Raw genomic sequence first — 15,674 nt, 5'->3', positions numbered from 1 at the left:
TTTTCAGTCAATCCATGATTTCATGATCATCTCTGAGTAATTGAGTAATTTTTATGCGTCTTCCTGTTTTAGTTTTTGACATTGAAACCCTAACAGATCTTAAGTCAGGGGCGCATTTGTATGGATTGGACTTAGCTGAAGCTGATTTGGAACAAGCACTTGCCAAATTACGCCGTCAAGAATCCGGTATGGATTTTCAACGTTTGGCTTTACATGAAATTGTCTGCATTTCAGGGTTGTGGATTGATGAAAATGGAGCGATGAAGCTTTTTTCATTCAGCCGCGAGCATGATACTGAAGCTGAAATTTTGCAAAAGTTTTTATCTATTTTTGATAAACGCCATCCAACTCTTGTCAGTTGGAATGGTTCACAGTTTGATTTGCCTGTTATTTTATTCCGTTCAATGTATCACGGATTATCTGCACCAAGTTTGTTCGATCAAGGTGAGATTGATACGCAAAAAAGGTATAATAACTACCAGAACCGATACCACAACCGTCATGTCGATTTGATGGACGTGATGGCGATGTTTAATGGCCGTCATTTTCAGAAATTGGATGATGTTGCACATTTGCTTGGTTATCCCGGCAAACGTGGTATTTCAGGTTATTTTGTTCCAGAATACGTGAAAACCCAGCAATGGCTAAAACTGACCAGTTATTGTGAGGGCGATGTTTTAAATACATGGTTGATTTATTTGCGCTGGTCTTTGTTAAAAGGGCAGATTTCTTTGCAAGATCACCGTTTGTGGATTCAAGCCTCGATTCATTATTTACAAGGACAACCCCAGCAACATGAGTTTTTAGATGTTTGGCGTCAAATGTCACAACTTACTGAATTTACTCAGGCAGATTTTTCCTCCACACCCAATTAGGTATTCCTTTGAAGCATAGAGCCAAACCTCGACCATCTCAACTTCCTCAATATGTGTTTAAAGTTGAACGATTGTCACATGAGGGGCGAGGGATTGCACATTACGGGGCTGAGTTTTCCCACCCAATTGAAAAGCAGGGTAAAAAAGTTTTTATTCGCTATGCATTGCCTGGTGAAACCGTTAAAGCTCAAATCACACGTCAGATCTCAAAGCTTGAGGAAGCAGACAGTATCGAGTTACTGGGTGAGCCGAGTCCATATCGCATCCAACCCATTTGTCCGCATTTTGGAGTGTGTGGGGGATGTAATATGCAACATATTCATCCTGACGAACAAATTCGCTTAAAACAGGATGTTTTAAAATCTCATCTCAGTCACTTTGCAGGCTTGGAGCCAGAACAGTGGTTATCGCCCCTGCGTTCTACACGTGTCGATTACCGCCATAAGGCAAGAATCGGTGTGCGGTTTTTACCCAAGCAAAATAAATTACTGATGGGTTTTCGGGAAGCCCAAAGCAACCATCTCACTGAAATTCAGACTTGTAAAATCTTGGACCTTCAACTGGATCAAGCCTTACCTGAAATTAAAGCATTACTCGAAAGTCTAAAAGGCAAAAGCAGTATTGGTCATATAGAATTAGCCAAAGGAGATTGTGAAATTTCTTTACTGATTCGTCATACTGAAAAATTAAAACAGCAGGATGTCAACCTATTGCAACAATATGCGTTACAGAAGCAATGGCAGTTGTATCTGCAACCTGCAGGGGTTGAAAGTGTCCATCGGGTTGATGATGTTGATGCAGCAATGTGTTTACATTATCGTTTGAATGATTTTGCTGTTGATTTTACGTTTAATCCTACCGATTTTACCCAGGTGAATCCAACAGTGAATCCTCAAATGGTTAAATTGGCATGTGATTTGCTTGAATTACAAGAAGGTGAAAGCGTTCTAGATCTTTTTTGTGGATTGGGTAATTTTTCTCTTCCGCTTGCTAAATGTGTGGGTGACACAGGCAAGGTGGTCGCAGTGGAGGGAAGTGAGGCGATGGTGAAGCGCGGTACAGAAAACGCACTGAACAATCGCATCCGCAATGTTAAATTCTATTCACAAGATTTAACAAAAGACTTTTCGCATTATTCTTGGGCAAATCAAGGATTTGATGCATTATTGATTGACCCACCGCGTGCGGGAGCTGAGCAGGTTATGCATTATCTCCCTAAATTTGGTGCGAAAAGAATCGTTTATGTATCGTGTAATCCAGCGACTTTGGCGAGGGATGCAGGGATCTTGGTGCAACACGGTTATCAGCTAAAAAAAGCCGGTGTAATGGACATGTTTACACATACTGGACATGTTGAATCCATCGCTTTATTTGAAAAGAAACTAGAGATAAACGATTTATAATGAAATATAGAGTTATAGGAGTAGGGTATGGTCACAGTACGTGAGCAACTTCCTGATCAGCTCAATGAGCTATCAGAGGAAGCGACTGTAGAACATGCCGATGAAGCGCAGCAAGCTCTAGCAACTTGGCTGGATCGAGTGCGTGGAATTTTAGACGGTGCTGAACTAAAACAGTTAGAAGAAGTCGCGCAATTAGTATTACAAAAAGAATTGGCGACCACGGTAAACTCTCGAACCAATACTTTTGCTACAGGTATCGGGATGGCCGATATTCTTGCGCATCTGCACGTAGATGAAGATACACTGGCAGCAGCTGTACTTTATCGTAGTGTTCGTGAGGATCTGACGACACTTGATGATATCCAACAACAGTTTGGCGAACAGGTTTACAATCTTGTCAAAGGTACTTTGGCAATGGGTAAACTGTCTGAGCTGATAGAGAAAAACAAACGTTTGGAAGACCATTTCAATAACAACCAACGTGAACATTTAACAGGCATCTACAAGATGCTGATTTCAGTGACTGAGGATGTTCGGGTTGTATTGATTAAACTGGCTGAACGTACTTTTGCGCTTCGGGAGCTGGCTCATTCTTCAAAAGAACGCCAAGAACGTGTCGCACGAGAAATTCTCACCATCTATTCTCCTTTGGCGCATCGTTTGGGAATTGCTCAATTAAAGTGGGAACTGGAAGATCTTGCTTTCCGTTATCTTGCGCCTGAACGCTATAAAGAAATTGCCTCATTGTTGAATGAAAAGCGTTTGGAGCGAGAGCAATATATCCAATTTGTGGTGGAAAAGCTTAAAAGCGAATTGGCTGATCACGATATCGAAGCGGAAATTTCAGGGCGAGTAAAACACATTTACTCAATCTATCGTAAGATGAAGAGTAAAAATCTAAGCTTCGATCAGCTCTATGATATTCGTGCGCTCAGGGTATTGGTTAAATCGGTTGCTGAGTGCTATCACGCGTTGGGCATCGTTCATCAGATCTGGCGGCATATCCCGCATCAGTTTGATGACTATATTACTAACCCAAAAGCCAATGGCTATCGTTCATTGCATACTGCTGTAATTGCTGAAAACAAATCTTTGGAAATTCAGATCCGTACCAAAGAGATGCATGAAGAAGCAGAACTGGGGGTATGTTCGCACTTTAATTATAAAGAAGGTTCTAAAACCACAGATTATTCATTTAATCACCGTTTGCATTCTTTACGTGCCGTACTTGAACACTATCAAGAGCGTACTGAAACCAGTGCACATCCAAATGAAGATGAAACGGAAGATTTTGAACAACTTCAAGATTTTGAAGGTTTTGAAAAGATCTATGTGTTCAGTCGTGATGGAGATATCAAAGAATTACCGCGTGGTTCTACAGTACTTGATTTTGCCTATCATGTGCATACGGAAGTCGGTAACAAGTGCTATGCAGCGCGTGTCAATCAGCGTTATGTACCGCTCACCTATACGCTGAAAACAGGTGAACAGGTTGAGATTTTGACCAAAAAAGATCGTGAACCGAATCGTGATTGGTTGGTCAACTCTCTGGGGTATATCAAAACAGCCCGTGCGCGTGACAAACTTCGCCATTGGTTTAGACAGCAAGATCGCAGTAAGAACTTGGAAGTTGGGCGTGAGCTGTTAAACAAAGAGCTTTCACGTTTAGCGATTCATCCTAAAAGCATTGATTTAAGTGATTACTGCAATCACTTCAATGTGAAATCTGGCGATGATATTCTGGTTTCACTGGTCAGTGGTGATATCAGTCTGCATGCATTGATTAATCAAGTTAATCGCCATATGCATTTGGATCAGGACGAACCAGAACTTGTACTGAAACCTACATTGAATCCACGTGCAAGCCATACTTTATCTGCACACGGTATTTTGATTGATGGTTTAGATAATGTTGAACTGCATATTGCGCAATGTTGTCAGCCTGTGCATGGTGAATCGATTGCTGGCTATATCACTTTGAATCGTGGTGTGAGTATTCATAAAGTTGCTTGCCCTGATTACATGCGTATGATCAAGTTAGAACCAGACCGTGCCGTAGAGGCGGATTGGGAAATGCAACCGACACGTGGACAAAGCGTCCAAATTGTTGTGGAAGCTTATGATCGTCGTGGTTTGCTTAAAGATTTGACCCAAGTGATTTTTTCTGACCAAATCAATATTCGTCAGGTGAATACTATTTCTGAAGCGGATGGTATAGCCAATATGAAGTTATTGATTGAAGTCAAAGGTTTGGCTCAATTATCTCGCTTGCTTGCTCGTTTGGAGCAACAGCCAGGTATTATCAGTGCACGCCGTTTGGTTCAAGGGAACTAAACATATTAGGTTAATTAACGTGAGTTCGACGCAACCACATCTTTAATCTATTGAAAAAATAAAACTCTACGGAGTCTTGCTGAGTTTTCATGCAACTTTAGGATCAGCCTGCGGCTAGCCCCTACTTTTCTTTCGGGATGAGGGGCGAAGCTTCGCAAGGGCAACCATCTTGCGCAGCGACATCGCTGCTCACCGCAAAACTCGTCAACCACCAGCAATATATTTGATCAGAAACAATATCTTATAGAAGTAGCCCTGCCTCAAACAGTTGCGGATGACGTTTTGGAGTATCATATTTTATCAAGATTTTTATATCGAACTCAGGTTCATTAGATTCACTTATTTCTTTCAAGAATATATTGAAATGCTTAATCAAAAAGGCGTGATCGATTTTTAATTTTAGGTGGTTCAGCTTTTAGACTTTCGTGTAAGGTACAAATTACTCAAGCGATTGATGAATTGAGGGCTGATTGCAGAAAGCGTGAACATGACTTTGGTCTTTAATCCCACAGGGCGATGTGTTGCAGTGAAAAGAGTGCCTTTGGCTTTCACCTGTGCAAATACTTGTTCTGCAACATCTTGCGGAGAAAGACTGACACCGATATTCTGAATCGCTCCAGAGTCCATATCTTTCACCATTGATGTCTGAACAAAAAGTGGCATGACATCAAGTACGCGAATGCCATGTTTTTGCCATTCGATATCTAAACCTTCTGTAATGCCGCGTACCGCAAATTTACTGGCAGAATAGGAAACCAAATCAGCCTGCCCATAGATGGCTGATGCTGAGGAAAGATTGATGACACGAGCAAATTTAGCTTGTTTAAGGTAGGGAAATGCAGCATGGCAACCGTTGAGTACCCCATTTACATTGATATTAATTGTTCTATGATGGGCTTGAATGTCTGTCTTTTCAAAATCACCTGAATAAAGAACGCCTGCGTTATTGACGAGGATATTTAAGCCTTCCGCCCACTCAGTAAATTCGGCTAATGCATTTTGCCATTGTGCATAATCACTCACATCTAATTTTCCTGCTTTGGCGTTGTGCCCCAACTGATCTGCTAAAGCTTGAGCTTGCACTGCATTGATATCATAAATACCAACTTGATAACCTTGTTGATAGAATAGACGTGCGATTGCAGCACCTATGCCTTGCGCTGCCCCACTAATGAATATACTTTGGCTCATTGCAACATCCTGCAGTTTTATTTTTTGATTGCAGTGAGTTGAACATAAAATATCCATAACAACAAGCGTTGTACAGTCATTTGTTATTGATCTTAAAGGACATAAAATGGAACAGTTATTAACTATCATGAAACAATTACGTGCAGAATGTCCTTGGGATCGTGAACAGACACCTGCAAGTTTGACTCAATATGCGATTGAGGAAGCCTATGAAGTGGAAGAGGCTATTCGTTCTGGAAATACTGAAGAAATTAAAAATGAGTTGGGGGATTTGTTGCTTCAAGTGGTGTTCCAGTCACAAATGTACAGTGAACAAGGCGCATTTGATTTTAATGATGTGATTGAGGCGATTTGTCAGAAATTAATTAGACGTCATCCACATGTGTTTCAAAAACAACAATTTGAAAATTTAACACCAGACCAAGTCTCATCATTGTGGCAAGAAATTAAAAATAAGGAAAAGCAGGGGAAACGTCAATCCCGCTTAGATACGGTAAAACACGGTCCGGCATTGACACAGGCAGAGCAGATTCAAAAAAACGTGGCGAAAGTAGGTTTTGATTTTCCCGATGTTGCGCAAGCCTATGAGAAAGTCAAAGAGGAATTGGCTGAGTTTGAAGAAGCCATGCAATTGGGAGAGTCCGAAAAAATTATTGAAGAATTCGGTGATTGTTTATTTTCTTTAATCAATGTTGGGCGTAAACTGAATATCTCGAGTGAAATGGCGCTTTTAACCACCATTTTTAAATTTAAATCTCGCTTTGCTTATATTGAAGAACAAATCAATTCTAAAAACAAAAAAATAGAAGAAGTGAGTTTGACTGAAATGGACCAATTATGGAATCAGGCAAAGCAAAAATTACAATATCAGGATCATCATGAGTCGTTTTAAATATGTGATAAATTGTATAGTAAAATTAAATAAAACAGCATTTTTGAGTGGGCTATACCTATCGTTATTGGGTATGCCTACCATGTTGCAGGCGCAGAAATTTGATCAAGCTTATTTAAAATGGAAAGCTGAACAGCAAGCACAAGACATTCAGTTAAAAAAAGTAGATGACAATTACTATCTGTCACGTCCCAATATCCAGCCTACTCAAACTCATCTGGCAGGGAAAGGGCGGGGGTCCTCAGTGCAGGTTCCATCCAATTTAAGTCCAAAAATCAATTTGAACAGTGCCAATGTCGTGCAATTGCAGCAGTTGAATGGGGTCGGTGCAAAAAAAGCGCAGGCGATTATTGATCATCGTCATCAGTATGGAAAGTTTAAAAACGTGGAAGATATAAAAAATGTCAAAGGAATTGGTCCTTCACTTTATGAGAAAAACAAAAACCAACTTGGCTTATGATGAATGATCTTATATTGCATTTTTTCAACAAAGCCCAATATCATTGATCTGAAACAAAGTATTGTTAAAAAACATGCAAGCTTAAATTTGAGAGCAATGATTTAAGGATCATAATTTCAATGCAAGATTGCGAGAATCAAATTGCCCTTTAGCTGTGTAAGCGATATCATTAGCACAATTATGATTTTTACGTCCTGACGTAGGAGACAGTGTCTTTTGCAAACTTTGCGTGCGTCAAAGTGTGGATTATCCACCGCTCAATTACCTTCTTCCATTTTAGATGTTATTGATTCTTTAACCAAAGCTGGCTATGAAGCTTATATAGTCGGTGGAGGTGTGCGTGATTTAATGCTAGGCTTAAATCCGAAAGACTTCGATGCTGTGACCAATGCAACGCCCTCACAGGTCAAAGAAGTTTTTGGTCGTCGTTGTCGAATTATTGGGCGACGTTTTGAATTGGCACATGTCTATTCTGGTCGTGAATTGATTGAAGTCGCAACATTTCGTGCACCACCAAAGAAAGCGATCACTTCGGCTCAAGGCATGATTCTGCGAGATAACAATTGGGGAACCATCGAGCAAGACTTTGCACGTCGCGATTTCTCTATCAATGCAATGTATTATCAGCCACGTAAGGGCGAAGTGCTTGATTTTTGTAATGCTATTGATGACATCAAGAGCAAAACCTTAAGACTATTGGGTGATCCGGCTCTACGTTTTGAAGAAGATCCTGTACGAATGTTGCGTACATTGCGTTTTGCTGCAAAATTAAATTTCAGCATCGATCCTCAAATTTTAAAAATTTTTACTCAAGAAATGACACAGCTATTGCGTGATGTTTCTCCGCATCGTTTATACGATGAATCACAAAAACTATTCACGATGGGACATTTACATCGTGTGATGCCAATGTTGATCGAATTTGGTATTTGGAAACAATTATTTGCTGATATTAGCCCTGAAATTACTCAATTTATTGAGCGTGCAGCAAAAAATACGGATCAGCGGATTCAAATTGGCAAAACCATCAATCCTGCTTTTTTCTATGCAGTATTGCTTTGGAACAACTTTTTAGCACGTTGCGATTTTTATCAGGCTAAAGGCGTGGTTGCGGCAGAAGCCCGTGCACAAGCAGGTTTGGATGTTTTAAAACGACAGGCAACGCGTACCATTATCCCTCGATTTGCGGAGACGTTTATCCGTGAGGTTTGGGAAATGCAGACACGGCTGTTGAATCCAAAACCGCAACAAATCGAAGCACTCTCAGGGCATGCACGTTTCCGTGCTGGATTTGACTTTTTATTGTTAAGAGAAAAGTCTGGCGACTCTACCACCAATGGTATGGGGGCCTGGTGGGAAGCTTACCAAACTATGTCTACTGATGAGAAAGAACGTGCAATCAGTAGCTACAATCGCCAACGAGCGAAAAGCCGTAAGAAGCTTGCTGAGTCTCCTGCTGTTGAAGAAGTAAAAACTGTTTCAACAGAGATTGAACCTCTAGTCAAAGAACAAGAGTCACGTAGTCGCCGTTCTCGTCAGAAAGCAAATGCTGGTCATGCACAAGCTACGACATCGCATGATTTTAAAACCAGAAGTGACAGCAGAGCAGCTGTCAACAAAGGTGAAATTACAGCTGAACACCCGATCACCAAACGTAGACGTGTACAGCGTGATTTGAGCAAAGTGATCTTTGGGCCTACACAATGATGAATAAAACCTATATTGGTTTAGGCAGTAATTTGGGTGATTCAGCACAGATTTTGCGTGAAGCTGTTGAGCAGTTAAGGCTATTGGGTGAAGTGAAGGTTTCACGGCTTTATCAAAGTCCACCGATGGGACCACAGGATCAGCCGCATTACCACAATGCTGTTGCCGAATTGCTGACCCATTTAGCCCCCTTGGATTTATTAAATGAGTTGCAACGGATCGAAAATGAATCAGGTCGTGTACGTTTACGCCATTGGGGTGAGCGGACTTTGGATTTAGATCTTTTGCTTTATGCTGAAAAAAACATTATAAATGAGCGACTCACAGTACCACATGTTGGTATTTTGCAGCGTGATTTTGTGGTGATTCCTTTATTGGACTTGAATACTGAGTTGAAGATAAATGGACAATCATTGCAAAACCTAGAACTTGTGCAACATTCAACATTGACTGTTTTGGCTGATCAAAGTTGGGCAGACTGAACTGTTGGATGCGCTAAAGAACTCTCATTGATAGAGGATATCGTCATGATCAGTCTAAGTGATTTAAGACAATTTAAAACTCAGGGTCGTAAATTTTCATGCTTGACCTGCTACGATGCAAGTATGGCAAAAGGTATGGAAGTTGCCGAAATTGATACTATTTTAATTGGCGATTCTTTAGGAATGACCATCCAAGGGCATGATTCAACCTTGCCTGTCACGGTCGAGGATATGGCATATCATACTGCCGCTGTACGTCGAGCGAATCAGCATGCATTTATTTTATGTGACCTCCCTTTTATGAGTTATGCAACGCTCAATGATGCTTTGGTAAATGCTAAAACTGTCATGCAGGCAGGCGCGCAAATGATTAAAATCGAGGGTGGTGCTTGGCTTTCAGAAACTGTACAAGTGTTGACACGAAATGGCATTCCCGTATGTGTACACTTAGGTTTGACACCACAATCGGTTCATGTTTTCGGCGGATATAAACTTCAGGCAAAAACACGTGAAGCTGCAGATCAATTGATTGCAGACTGTAAAGCTGTGGTCGAAGCTGGTGCGGCAGTACTACTGCTCGAATGTGTTCCTGCACAAATGGGTAAAGAAATTGCTGAGTTGTTCCCACATGTCCCTGTGATTGGTATTGGTGCTGGTGCTGACACGGATGGTCAGGTCCTCGTTGTACAAGATATGTTGGGTTTGACTTTTGGAAAAGTGGCACGTTTTGTACGTAACTTTATGAAAGAGCAAACAGGTGAGACAGCAATTGTAGATGCATTCAAAGCCTATCATCTTGCTGTGCAAAACAAGTCTTTCCCTGCGAAAGAACATACTTTCCAAGTTGAGCTGTAAAAGATGAAAACAGAAACGACCATCCAAGGATTATCAGCATCTCTAAATCCTGCTCGATCAGCACGTAAAATCATTGGTTTTGTCCCAACGATGGGGAACTTACATGAAGGTCATTTAAATCTGGTTCGTGAAGCACGAAAGTTGTGTGATGTCGTAGTGGTCAGCATTTTTGTCAATCCGATCCAATTCGGACCAAATGAAGACTTTGATAACTATCCTCGTACTTTAGAGCATGACAGCCATTTATTGGCTGAAGTGGGATGTGATATTGTTTTTGCTCCCTCTGTTGAGCAAATGTATGGTAAATATCCACGATTGACCAATATTAGTGTTGGTGAAATTACTGAAGATCTATGTGGCTTACAGCGTCCAGGTCATTTTGATGGCGTTGCTGTGGTGGTGACCAAGCTATTCAATATTGTTCAGCCCAACTTTGCATTCTTTGGGCAAAAAGATTATCAACAATTGGCTGTAATTAAGCAGTTGGTTCGTGACTTGAACATGCCGATAGAAGTGATCGGTGTACCGATAGCCCGTGCTGAAGACGGTTTAGCTTTAAGTTCTCGCAATGGTTATCTGTCTGAGCAGGAACGCCAAACCGCCCCTGTCATCTTTAAGTCTTTAACAATTGCTGCAGATGATCTGCATGCAGGTAAAACACTTGCAGAAGCGCTTCAGCAGATTCGTCAAAGTCTGACTGATGCGGGATTAGTGGTGGATTATGTTGAGGCACGTAGCCCAACCTTACAAAAAGTTGAACAGTTCGACCAAGATGTTGTATTGTTTGTTGCAGCGAAATTAGGCAAAACTCGTCTGATTGACAATTTACAAGTGAAATATTCTGCATAAACTTTGCTTTTAGGATCGCTATGCCATGAAGCGTATACTTATCGTGACAGGACAATCTGGTTCAGGTAAATCCTCTGCTTTGCAGGTACTGGAAGATTTGGGTTATTACTGTATTGATAATTTGCCTCTGGCATTGCTTCCTGAAATCGTTGAAAAGCTTGACCGAGAAAATAATTTAGAATTGTTGGCACTCGGTGTAGATGTTCGTAGTGCAAAAGAAGATTTACAAGGTTTTGATGATGTTTTTCAACAATTACAAAAACATGGCAGTGTGGATGTTATTTATTTAACTACCCGTGATCAGGAGTTGATTTCACGTTTTAGTGCATCTCGACGTCCGCATCCGCTTTCAAATCGTTTTCAAAGTTTAAATGAATGTATCCAAGAAGAAAAAAATCTTCTGTTGCCGATTCAACTGCGCGCAACCGCGCACATTGATACCACTGACAAAAGTGTACATGATTTAAAAGATACCTTATTGTCCAAATTGGGACAGTCCGATAAACTAATTTTAATTTTGCAGTCTTTTGGATATAAACACGGTATCCCATTGGATGCAGATTTTGTTTTTGATGTAAGGCATTTGCCTAATCCACATTGGGATTTAGAGTTGCGTAAATATTCGGGTTTGGATGAACCTGTGCGTAATTTTTTAGAAGCCAGCGAGCAAGCAAATGAGATGTATCAAGACATCTATCAGTTTTTAAATAAGTGGTTGCCTGCTTTTGCGGAAGGTCATCGTCACTATATCACAGTGTCGATAGGCTGTACGGGTGGTCAACATCGTTCGGTTTATATTGTGGATCGGTTGAAAAAGGCTCTTGAGTCGAAATGGACCATTCAAGTATTACATAGAGAAATGAAGCACTGGTCATGATTGACACAACTGTTGACGTAATTAATAAATTAGGGTTACATGCGCGTGCATCTGGAAAACTCATCGAAGTCACCACCAAATTTAAATGTTCTATTCAAATTGGGAAAGGCGACAAGTTGGTTGATGCCAAGAATATCCTTTCTTTACTTATGCTGGGAGCTGGTAAAGGAACAACCTTGCGTTTAGTGATTGATGGTGTAGACGAAGAAAAAGCTTTGTCTGAAGTTCAAGCACTTTTTGCAGATAAATTTTACGAGGCAGAATAATCGTGGCACGTCGTCCGCAACGTTTTACTGAAGATGATTTTGAGTCTTTAGAAGGGCGTGCAAGTAAAACCGAACAGAAAAAAGCTGTACAGCGTATGGCTGCTTTAGGTGAGCAACTCGCAGAGTTGTCAAAAAAACAAATTCAATCTTTACCTGTTGAAGAGCGCTTAATTGAAGCTTTATTGGATGTGCAGTTGATTACATCTTTTGAGGCTCGTCGTCGTCAATTTCAACGTATTGGTAAGTTGTTGCGTAATGAAGATGAAGCGGTAATTTTATCGTATTTAACGCCTAAACAGGGTGTTAAAAAGCTCGCACAGCTTGATCGTTGGGTTGAACGTATGATTGAGCAACGTGACCCTGCGATTAAAGAGTTTTGTAAGTCTTATAATGCCGCAGAAGGGCATTCTTTGCGTCAGCATGTATTGCGTATTCACCGCGATATTACCCGTCAGGCTTCTGCTGAAGAATTAGCAGCTTCAAAGCTGAAATTGTTGAATTATGCTCAGCAAGTGGCGTTGATTTCTGACAACTCGAAGTAAGTTGATCTTAACGCGTAATAACGATCCGAGAGGGTCGTTTTTTTTATGGATGATAAAGATAGGACTGATACTTCAGTAACTGACGAGGGAATATCTTTAGCATTCTTGAAAACTTGTATCATATAAATAAACAGGTGTGTTCACTGCCTCCCTTTTTATAGGTATCGCTAAACCTTATGCTGCAAGCGAAGCAGTGCTTTGTTTTTGTTCAGGTGAGCGTGATATGCTTGCAATCCTCCCGACTGGACGACATCCATGTCACAGAATCCGATCGCGATATGAGGTAAAATCAGTGGATGTAAAAAGCAAAAACACTTTATTGATATCAAGTTAATCATATTGAATGCAATAAAATAAAACCTGAATCGCAGTGATGAGATCCAGGTTTTGTTATCGTCACAATAAATCTTACGCCGTTCTACCCGACATATCGTTTATAATTTTGGTGGCATGACAGGCATTGCTCGGTCTGCTTTAAAATCGGGTTGGAATTTAACAACACATTGACCATCTAAGGTTTTGTCACCGATTTTCACTTGAATGGCTTTTCCATTGCTTTGACCGGCACAAGCCTTTTGAATCGCGTCCCATTGTGCTTTACGTTCTGCACGTTTTTGTGCAAATTCCTGTTGAATTTGAGCACGCTGTTCGTCTGTCATATCTTTCATACGCGGACCATCGTGACGCATCATATGTCCACGATCTTCTCCATCACGACGAAAATCCTGCTTCATTTCTCTCATCGCTTTACGATCTGCTTTGAATACAAGGTTGCATGTCCCATCAATGCTTTGTTCACCTGCTTTGACCTGAATGCTTTGACCAATGGCTTTACCATCACAGGCTTTTTGCATTTGCTGACGCATCTCTTTATGCTGCGCACGCATTTTTTTCATTTCTTCACGTTGTTCAGGAGACATTTTATGATGTCCGCCATGCATCATAGAACGACCTTCTGGACTGTCTTTTGGACCTGGATTCGATTGACAGGCTGTTAAAGCCCCCATGCTCAAAATACTTGCTGACAATAATGTGATTTTTGTGATCGCTTTCATTGTTACTACTCCAATGAATATTCTATGTTCTGTGAATACAGTAAAGATTAAATAATAATGATGTAGAAACAATGGAGAGTATTTTAAGCAAGTGTTGGGTACAATATTGAAATGCGAAGAAAAACGTGAGATGAGTTTTGAAAATACGCCGAGTCCCCATCGCTTTACGCCTATTTCTTACTGTGTTATTGACGACATTGGTGATTACTACAGTAAGTTTAAGTGTATTGCATTGGACCATGCAGAAAAACTTTGCTAAATATGTTGCTGATGTTGAAATGCAAAAACTTGATCATTTGATTGAGAATTTGGCAGATGTTTATGGTGTATATCAAGACTGGGGAAATGCAGTTCAGGCACAAATTTTACAGATTGAAGGCGATGCTGCGCCAGATGATTACGATAAGCTGTCACGGTGGTGGTTGCGTCGTCAGTACGATATTGCTTTACAGCAACGTTATTTTAAAGAACATACGATGATGGCGACTTTGGGACAAACTGAAGGTACTACGCCAAAATCCCAATTAGACAAAGAAGAAATAAAAATTCTTGAAGAAAACTTACCTTCAGCCTATCAGCCTTTTGAAGGTTTGAAATTTCCATTGAGTTCGAATCAAAATTTATTTAAACCTTCTGATCGTAAAACTAAGCCACCGATGGACAAGGGGCATATCGGGGGAGGTCATGAAAACCCTCCTGCTCAGGGAAAAGAATCTTCCATGCGTGATCCAATGCGCATGGTCAGTCCAAAAAATGGTAAGAAAATGTTTGTATCCATGCCAGACCGTTTAGGATTGAGTTCACGTCTTTCTTTATATGATGCCAAACATCAGTTTGTATTGGGTGAACCTTCAGATGATCAAGTCTCTTACCGTCCAATTATCGTCAATGAACAAGTGGTGGGTTACTTAGGGCTTAAACCTGTTCTGGATGAAGATGATGCATCGAGCATCAATTTCTTTAGTAGCCAAAAACGTTATTTGGTGCTGATCTATATTTTTACATTCCTGTCGAGTTTGGTTGCAGCATTACTTTTAGCGACCTATTTTAAAACACCAATTCAACGCTTACTCAATGGCACACGTGAACTTACCAAAGGTAATTTCCAACATCAAGTTGCGATTAAACGAAATGATGAGCTTGGTGATTTATCTACAGAACTCAATCAATTGGCAGTGATTCTAGATCAGCATGAAACGTCTCGTCGACAATGGGTTGCAGACACTTCACATGAATTAAAAACGCCACTGGCTGTATTACAGGCACAAATTGAAGCAATGCAGGATGGGATTCGTAAGCCTACTCCAGAACATTTTGCTGCCATGCTACGTCAGGTCACAAGTTTGAAAAAACTGACTCAAGATTTAGCCGATTTGGCACAGGCAGAAGCGCAACAATTGAAATGTTATTTTGCAGAAGTTGATCCATGGTCTGTGGTTTTACAGGAAATTGATAACTTTAAACCCAAGTTTGAACAAGCCAATCTCAATGTCTCAGCGACAGGTGAAGGGGCAAAATTACAATTAGATATAGATCGTTTTAAGCAAATTATGGTCAACTTACTGGGAAATAGTATCCGATATACTGAAGCAGGCGGTGAAGTTCATGTACACACTGAACAAGATGCGGACTCATGGAGTGTGATTGTCGATGATAGCCCGCTCGGCTTGAGCGATGAACAGATTGCACGTTTGGGAGAACGTTTCTATCGTGTCGATGATTCAAGGACCCGCAGTACAGGTGGAACAGGATTAGGTTTGGCATTATCTGGTAAAATTGCGCAAGCGCTGGGTGGACAATTAACTTTTGATCATTCACCTTTAGGTGGTTTGCGTTGTAAATTGACATTTTCAAAACATACGAAAGTTTAAAAGGAATAACACAAC

15 protein-coding genes are annotated in these 15,674 nt (G+C 40.7%); 13 read left to right on the top strand and 2 right to left on the bottom strand.

From position 1 onward, the window contains the following. Nucleotides 1–53 precede the first annotated feature (53 nt). From IMO47_RS06945 to IMO47_RS06935, 3 genes are read left to right on the top strand one after another with little or no spacing between them, the layout of a single operon-like run. Nucleotides 54–875, top strand: coding sequence for a 3'-5' exonuclease (locus IMO47_RS06945; protein WP_196077128.1), 822 nt, complete (start codon nucleotides 54–56; stop codon nucleotides 873–875). Between the two features lie 8 nt (nucleotides 876–883). Beyond that, the gene (rlmD, locus tag IMO47_RS06940; RefSeq protein WP_196077127.1) at nucleotides 884–2,278 is read left to right on the top strand and encodes a 23S rRNA (uracil(1939)-C(5))-methyltransferase RlmD; all 1,395 of its coding nucleotides are present in this window, start codon (nucleotides 884–886) and stop codon (nucleotides 2,276–2,278) included. Between the two features lie 27 nt (nucleotides 2,279–2,305). Then, complete coding sequence (locus tag IMO47_RS06935) at nucleotides 2,306–4,612, top strand: bifunctional (p)ppGpp synthetase/guanosine-3',5'-bis(diphosphate) 3'-pyrophosphohydrolase (protein ID WP_196077126.1); 2,307 nt, start codon at nucleotides 2,306–2,308, stop codon at nucleotides 4,610–4,612. Between the two features lie 408 nt (nucleotides 4,613–5,020). On the opposite strand, the gene IMO47_RS06930 is transcribed toward IMO47_RS06935, so the two are convergent. After that, entirely contained in the window at nucleotides 5,021–5,803 is a 783-nt protein-coding gene (locus IMO47_RS06930; RefSeq protein WP_196077125.1) for an SDR family oxidoreductase, read from the bottom strand. Between the two features lie 106 nt (nucleotides 5,804–5,909). Here IMO47_RS06930 and mazG point away from each other — a divergent pair, with 106 nt between their 5' ends. The 9 genes from mazG (at nucleotide 5,910) to yjgA (ending at nucleotide 12,733) form a co-directional block, all read left to right on the top strand. Further along, nucleotides 5,910–6,695, top strand: a complete 786-nt coding sequence (gene mazG / locus IMO47_RS06925) for a nucleoside triphosphate pyrophosphohydrolase (RefSeq protein WP_196077124.1) — start codon at nucleotides 5,910–5,912, stop codon at nucleotides 6,693–6,695. Then, nucleotides 6,682–7,155: a ComEA family DNA-binding protein gene (locus tag IMO47_RS06920; RefSeq protein WP_196077123.1), complete on the top strand. Its 474-nt coding sequence runs from the start codon at nucleotides 6,682–6,684 to the stop codon at nucleotides 7,153–7,155. Before mazG ends, IMO47_RS06920 begins: the two co-directional genes overlap by 14 nt. Nucleotides 7,156–7,371: 216 nt before the next feature. Beyond that, complete coding sequence (gene pcnB, locus IMO47_RS06915) at nucleotides 7,372–8,862, top strand: polynucleotide adenylyltransferase PcnB (protein ID WP_196077122.1); 1,491 nt, start codon at nucleotides 7,372–7,374, stop codon at nucleotides 8,860–8,862. Continuing rightward, the gene (folK, locus tag IMO47_RS06910; protein WP_196077121.1) at nucleotides 8,859–9,344 is read left to right on the top strand and encodes a 2-amino-4-hydroxy-6-hydroxymethyldihydropteridine diphosphokinase; all 486 of its coding nucleotides are present in this window, start codon (nucleotides 8,859–8,861) and stop codon (nucleotides 9,342–9,344) included. The genes pcnB and folK overlap by 4 nt, the downstream gene beginning before the upstream one ends. A 45-nt stretch (nucleotides 9,345–9,389) precedes the next feature. Further along, nucleotides 9,390–10,199 (top strand): 3-methyl-2-oxobutanoate hydroxymethyltransferase, encoded by an 810-nt coding sequence (panB, locus tag IMO47_RS06905; protein WP_196077120.1) that lies wholly within the window; start codon nucleotides 9,390–9,392, stop codon nucleotides 10,197–10,199. 3 nt (nucleotides 10,200–10,202) lie between these two features. Further along, nucleotides 10,203–11,048 carry a pantoate--beta-alanine ligase gene (gene panC / locus IMO47_RS06900; protein WP_196077119.1) on the top strand — a complete coding sequence of 282 codons (846 nt, stop codon included), beginning with the start codon at nucleotides 10,203–10,205 and terminating at the stop codon, nucleotides 11,046–11,048. A gap of 25 nt (nucleotides 11,049–11,073) precedes the next feature. Then, nucleotides 11,074–11,925, top strand: coding sequence for an RNase adapter RapZ (rapZ, locus tag IMO47_RS06895; RefSeq protein WP_196077118.1), 852 nt, complete (start codon nucleotides 11,074–11,076; stop codon nucleotides 11,923–11,925). After that, complete coding sequence (locus IMO47_RS06890) at nucleotides 11,922–12,191, top strand: HPr family phosphocarrier protein (protein ID WP_004824976.1); 270 nt, start codon at nucleotides 11,922–11,924, stop codon at nucleotides 12,189–12,191. Before rapZ ends, IMO47_RS06890 begins: the two co-directional genes overlap by 4 nt. Before the next feature lie 2 nt (nucleotides 12,192–12,193). Then, a complete protein-coding gene (yjgA, locus tag IMO47_RS06885; protein WP_004824975.1) occupies nucleotides 12,194–12,733 on the top strand; it encodes a ribosome biogenesis factor YjgA in 540 nt (179 codons plus the stop codon). A 434-nt stretch (nucleotides 12,734–13,167) separates the two neighbouring features. On the opposite strand, the gene IMO47_RS06880 is transcribed toward yjgA, so the two are convergent. Continuing rightward, nucleotides 13,168–13,788, bottom strand: coding sequence for a hypothetical protein (locus IMO47_RS06880; RefSeq protein ID WP_196077117.1), 621 nt, complete (start codon nucleotides 13,786–13,788; stop codon nucleotides 13,168–13,170). A gap of 137 nt (nucleotides 13,789–13,925) precedes the next feature. Between IMO47_RS06880 and baeS the strand changes: the two genes are divergently transcribed. Then, complete coding sequence (gene baeS / locus IMO47_RS06875) at nucleotides 13,926–15,659, top strand: sensor histidine kinase efflux regulator BaeS (RefSeq protein WP_196077116.1); 1,734 nt, start codon at nucleotides 13,926–13,928, stop codon at nucleotides 15,657–15,659. The last annotated feature ends 15 nt before the right edge of the window (nucleotides 15,660–15,674 follow it).

Source organism: Acinetobacter sp. Res13-Abat-PEC15-P4-01 (genome assembly GCF_015676285.1).
Taxonomy (GTDB): domain Bacteria; phylum Pseudomonadota; class Gammaproteobacteria; order Pseudomonadales; family Moraxellaceae; genus Acinetobacter; species Acinetobacter nematophilus.
This window is presented reverse-complemented; position numbering and strand designations above follow the sequence as displayed.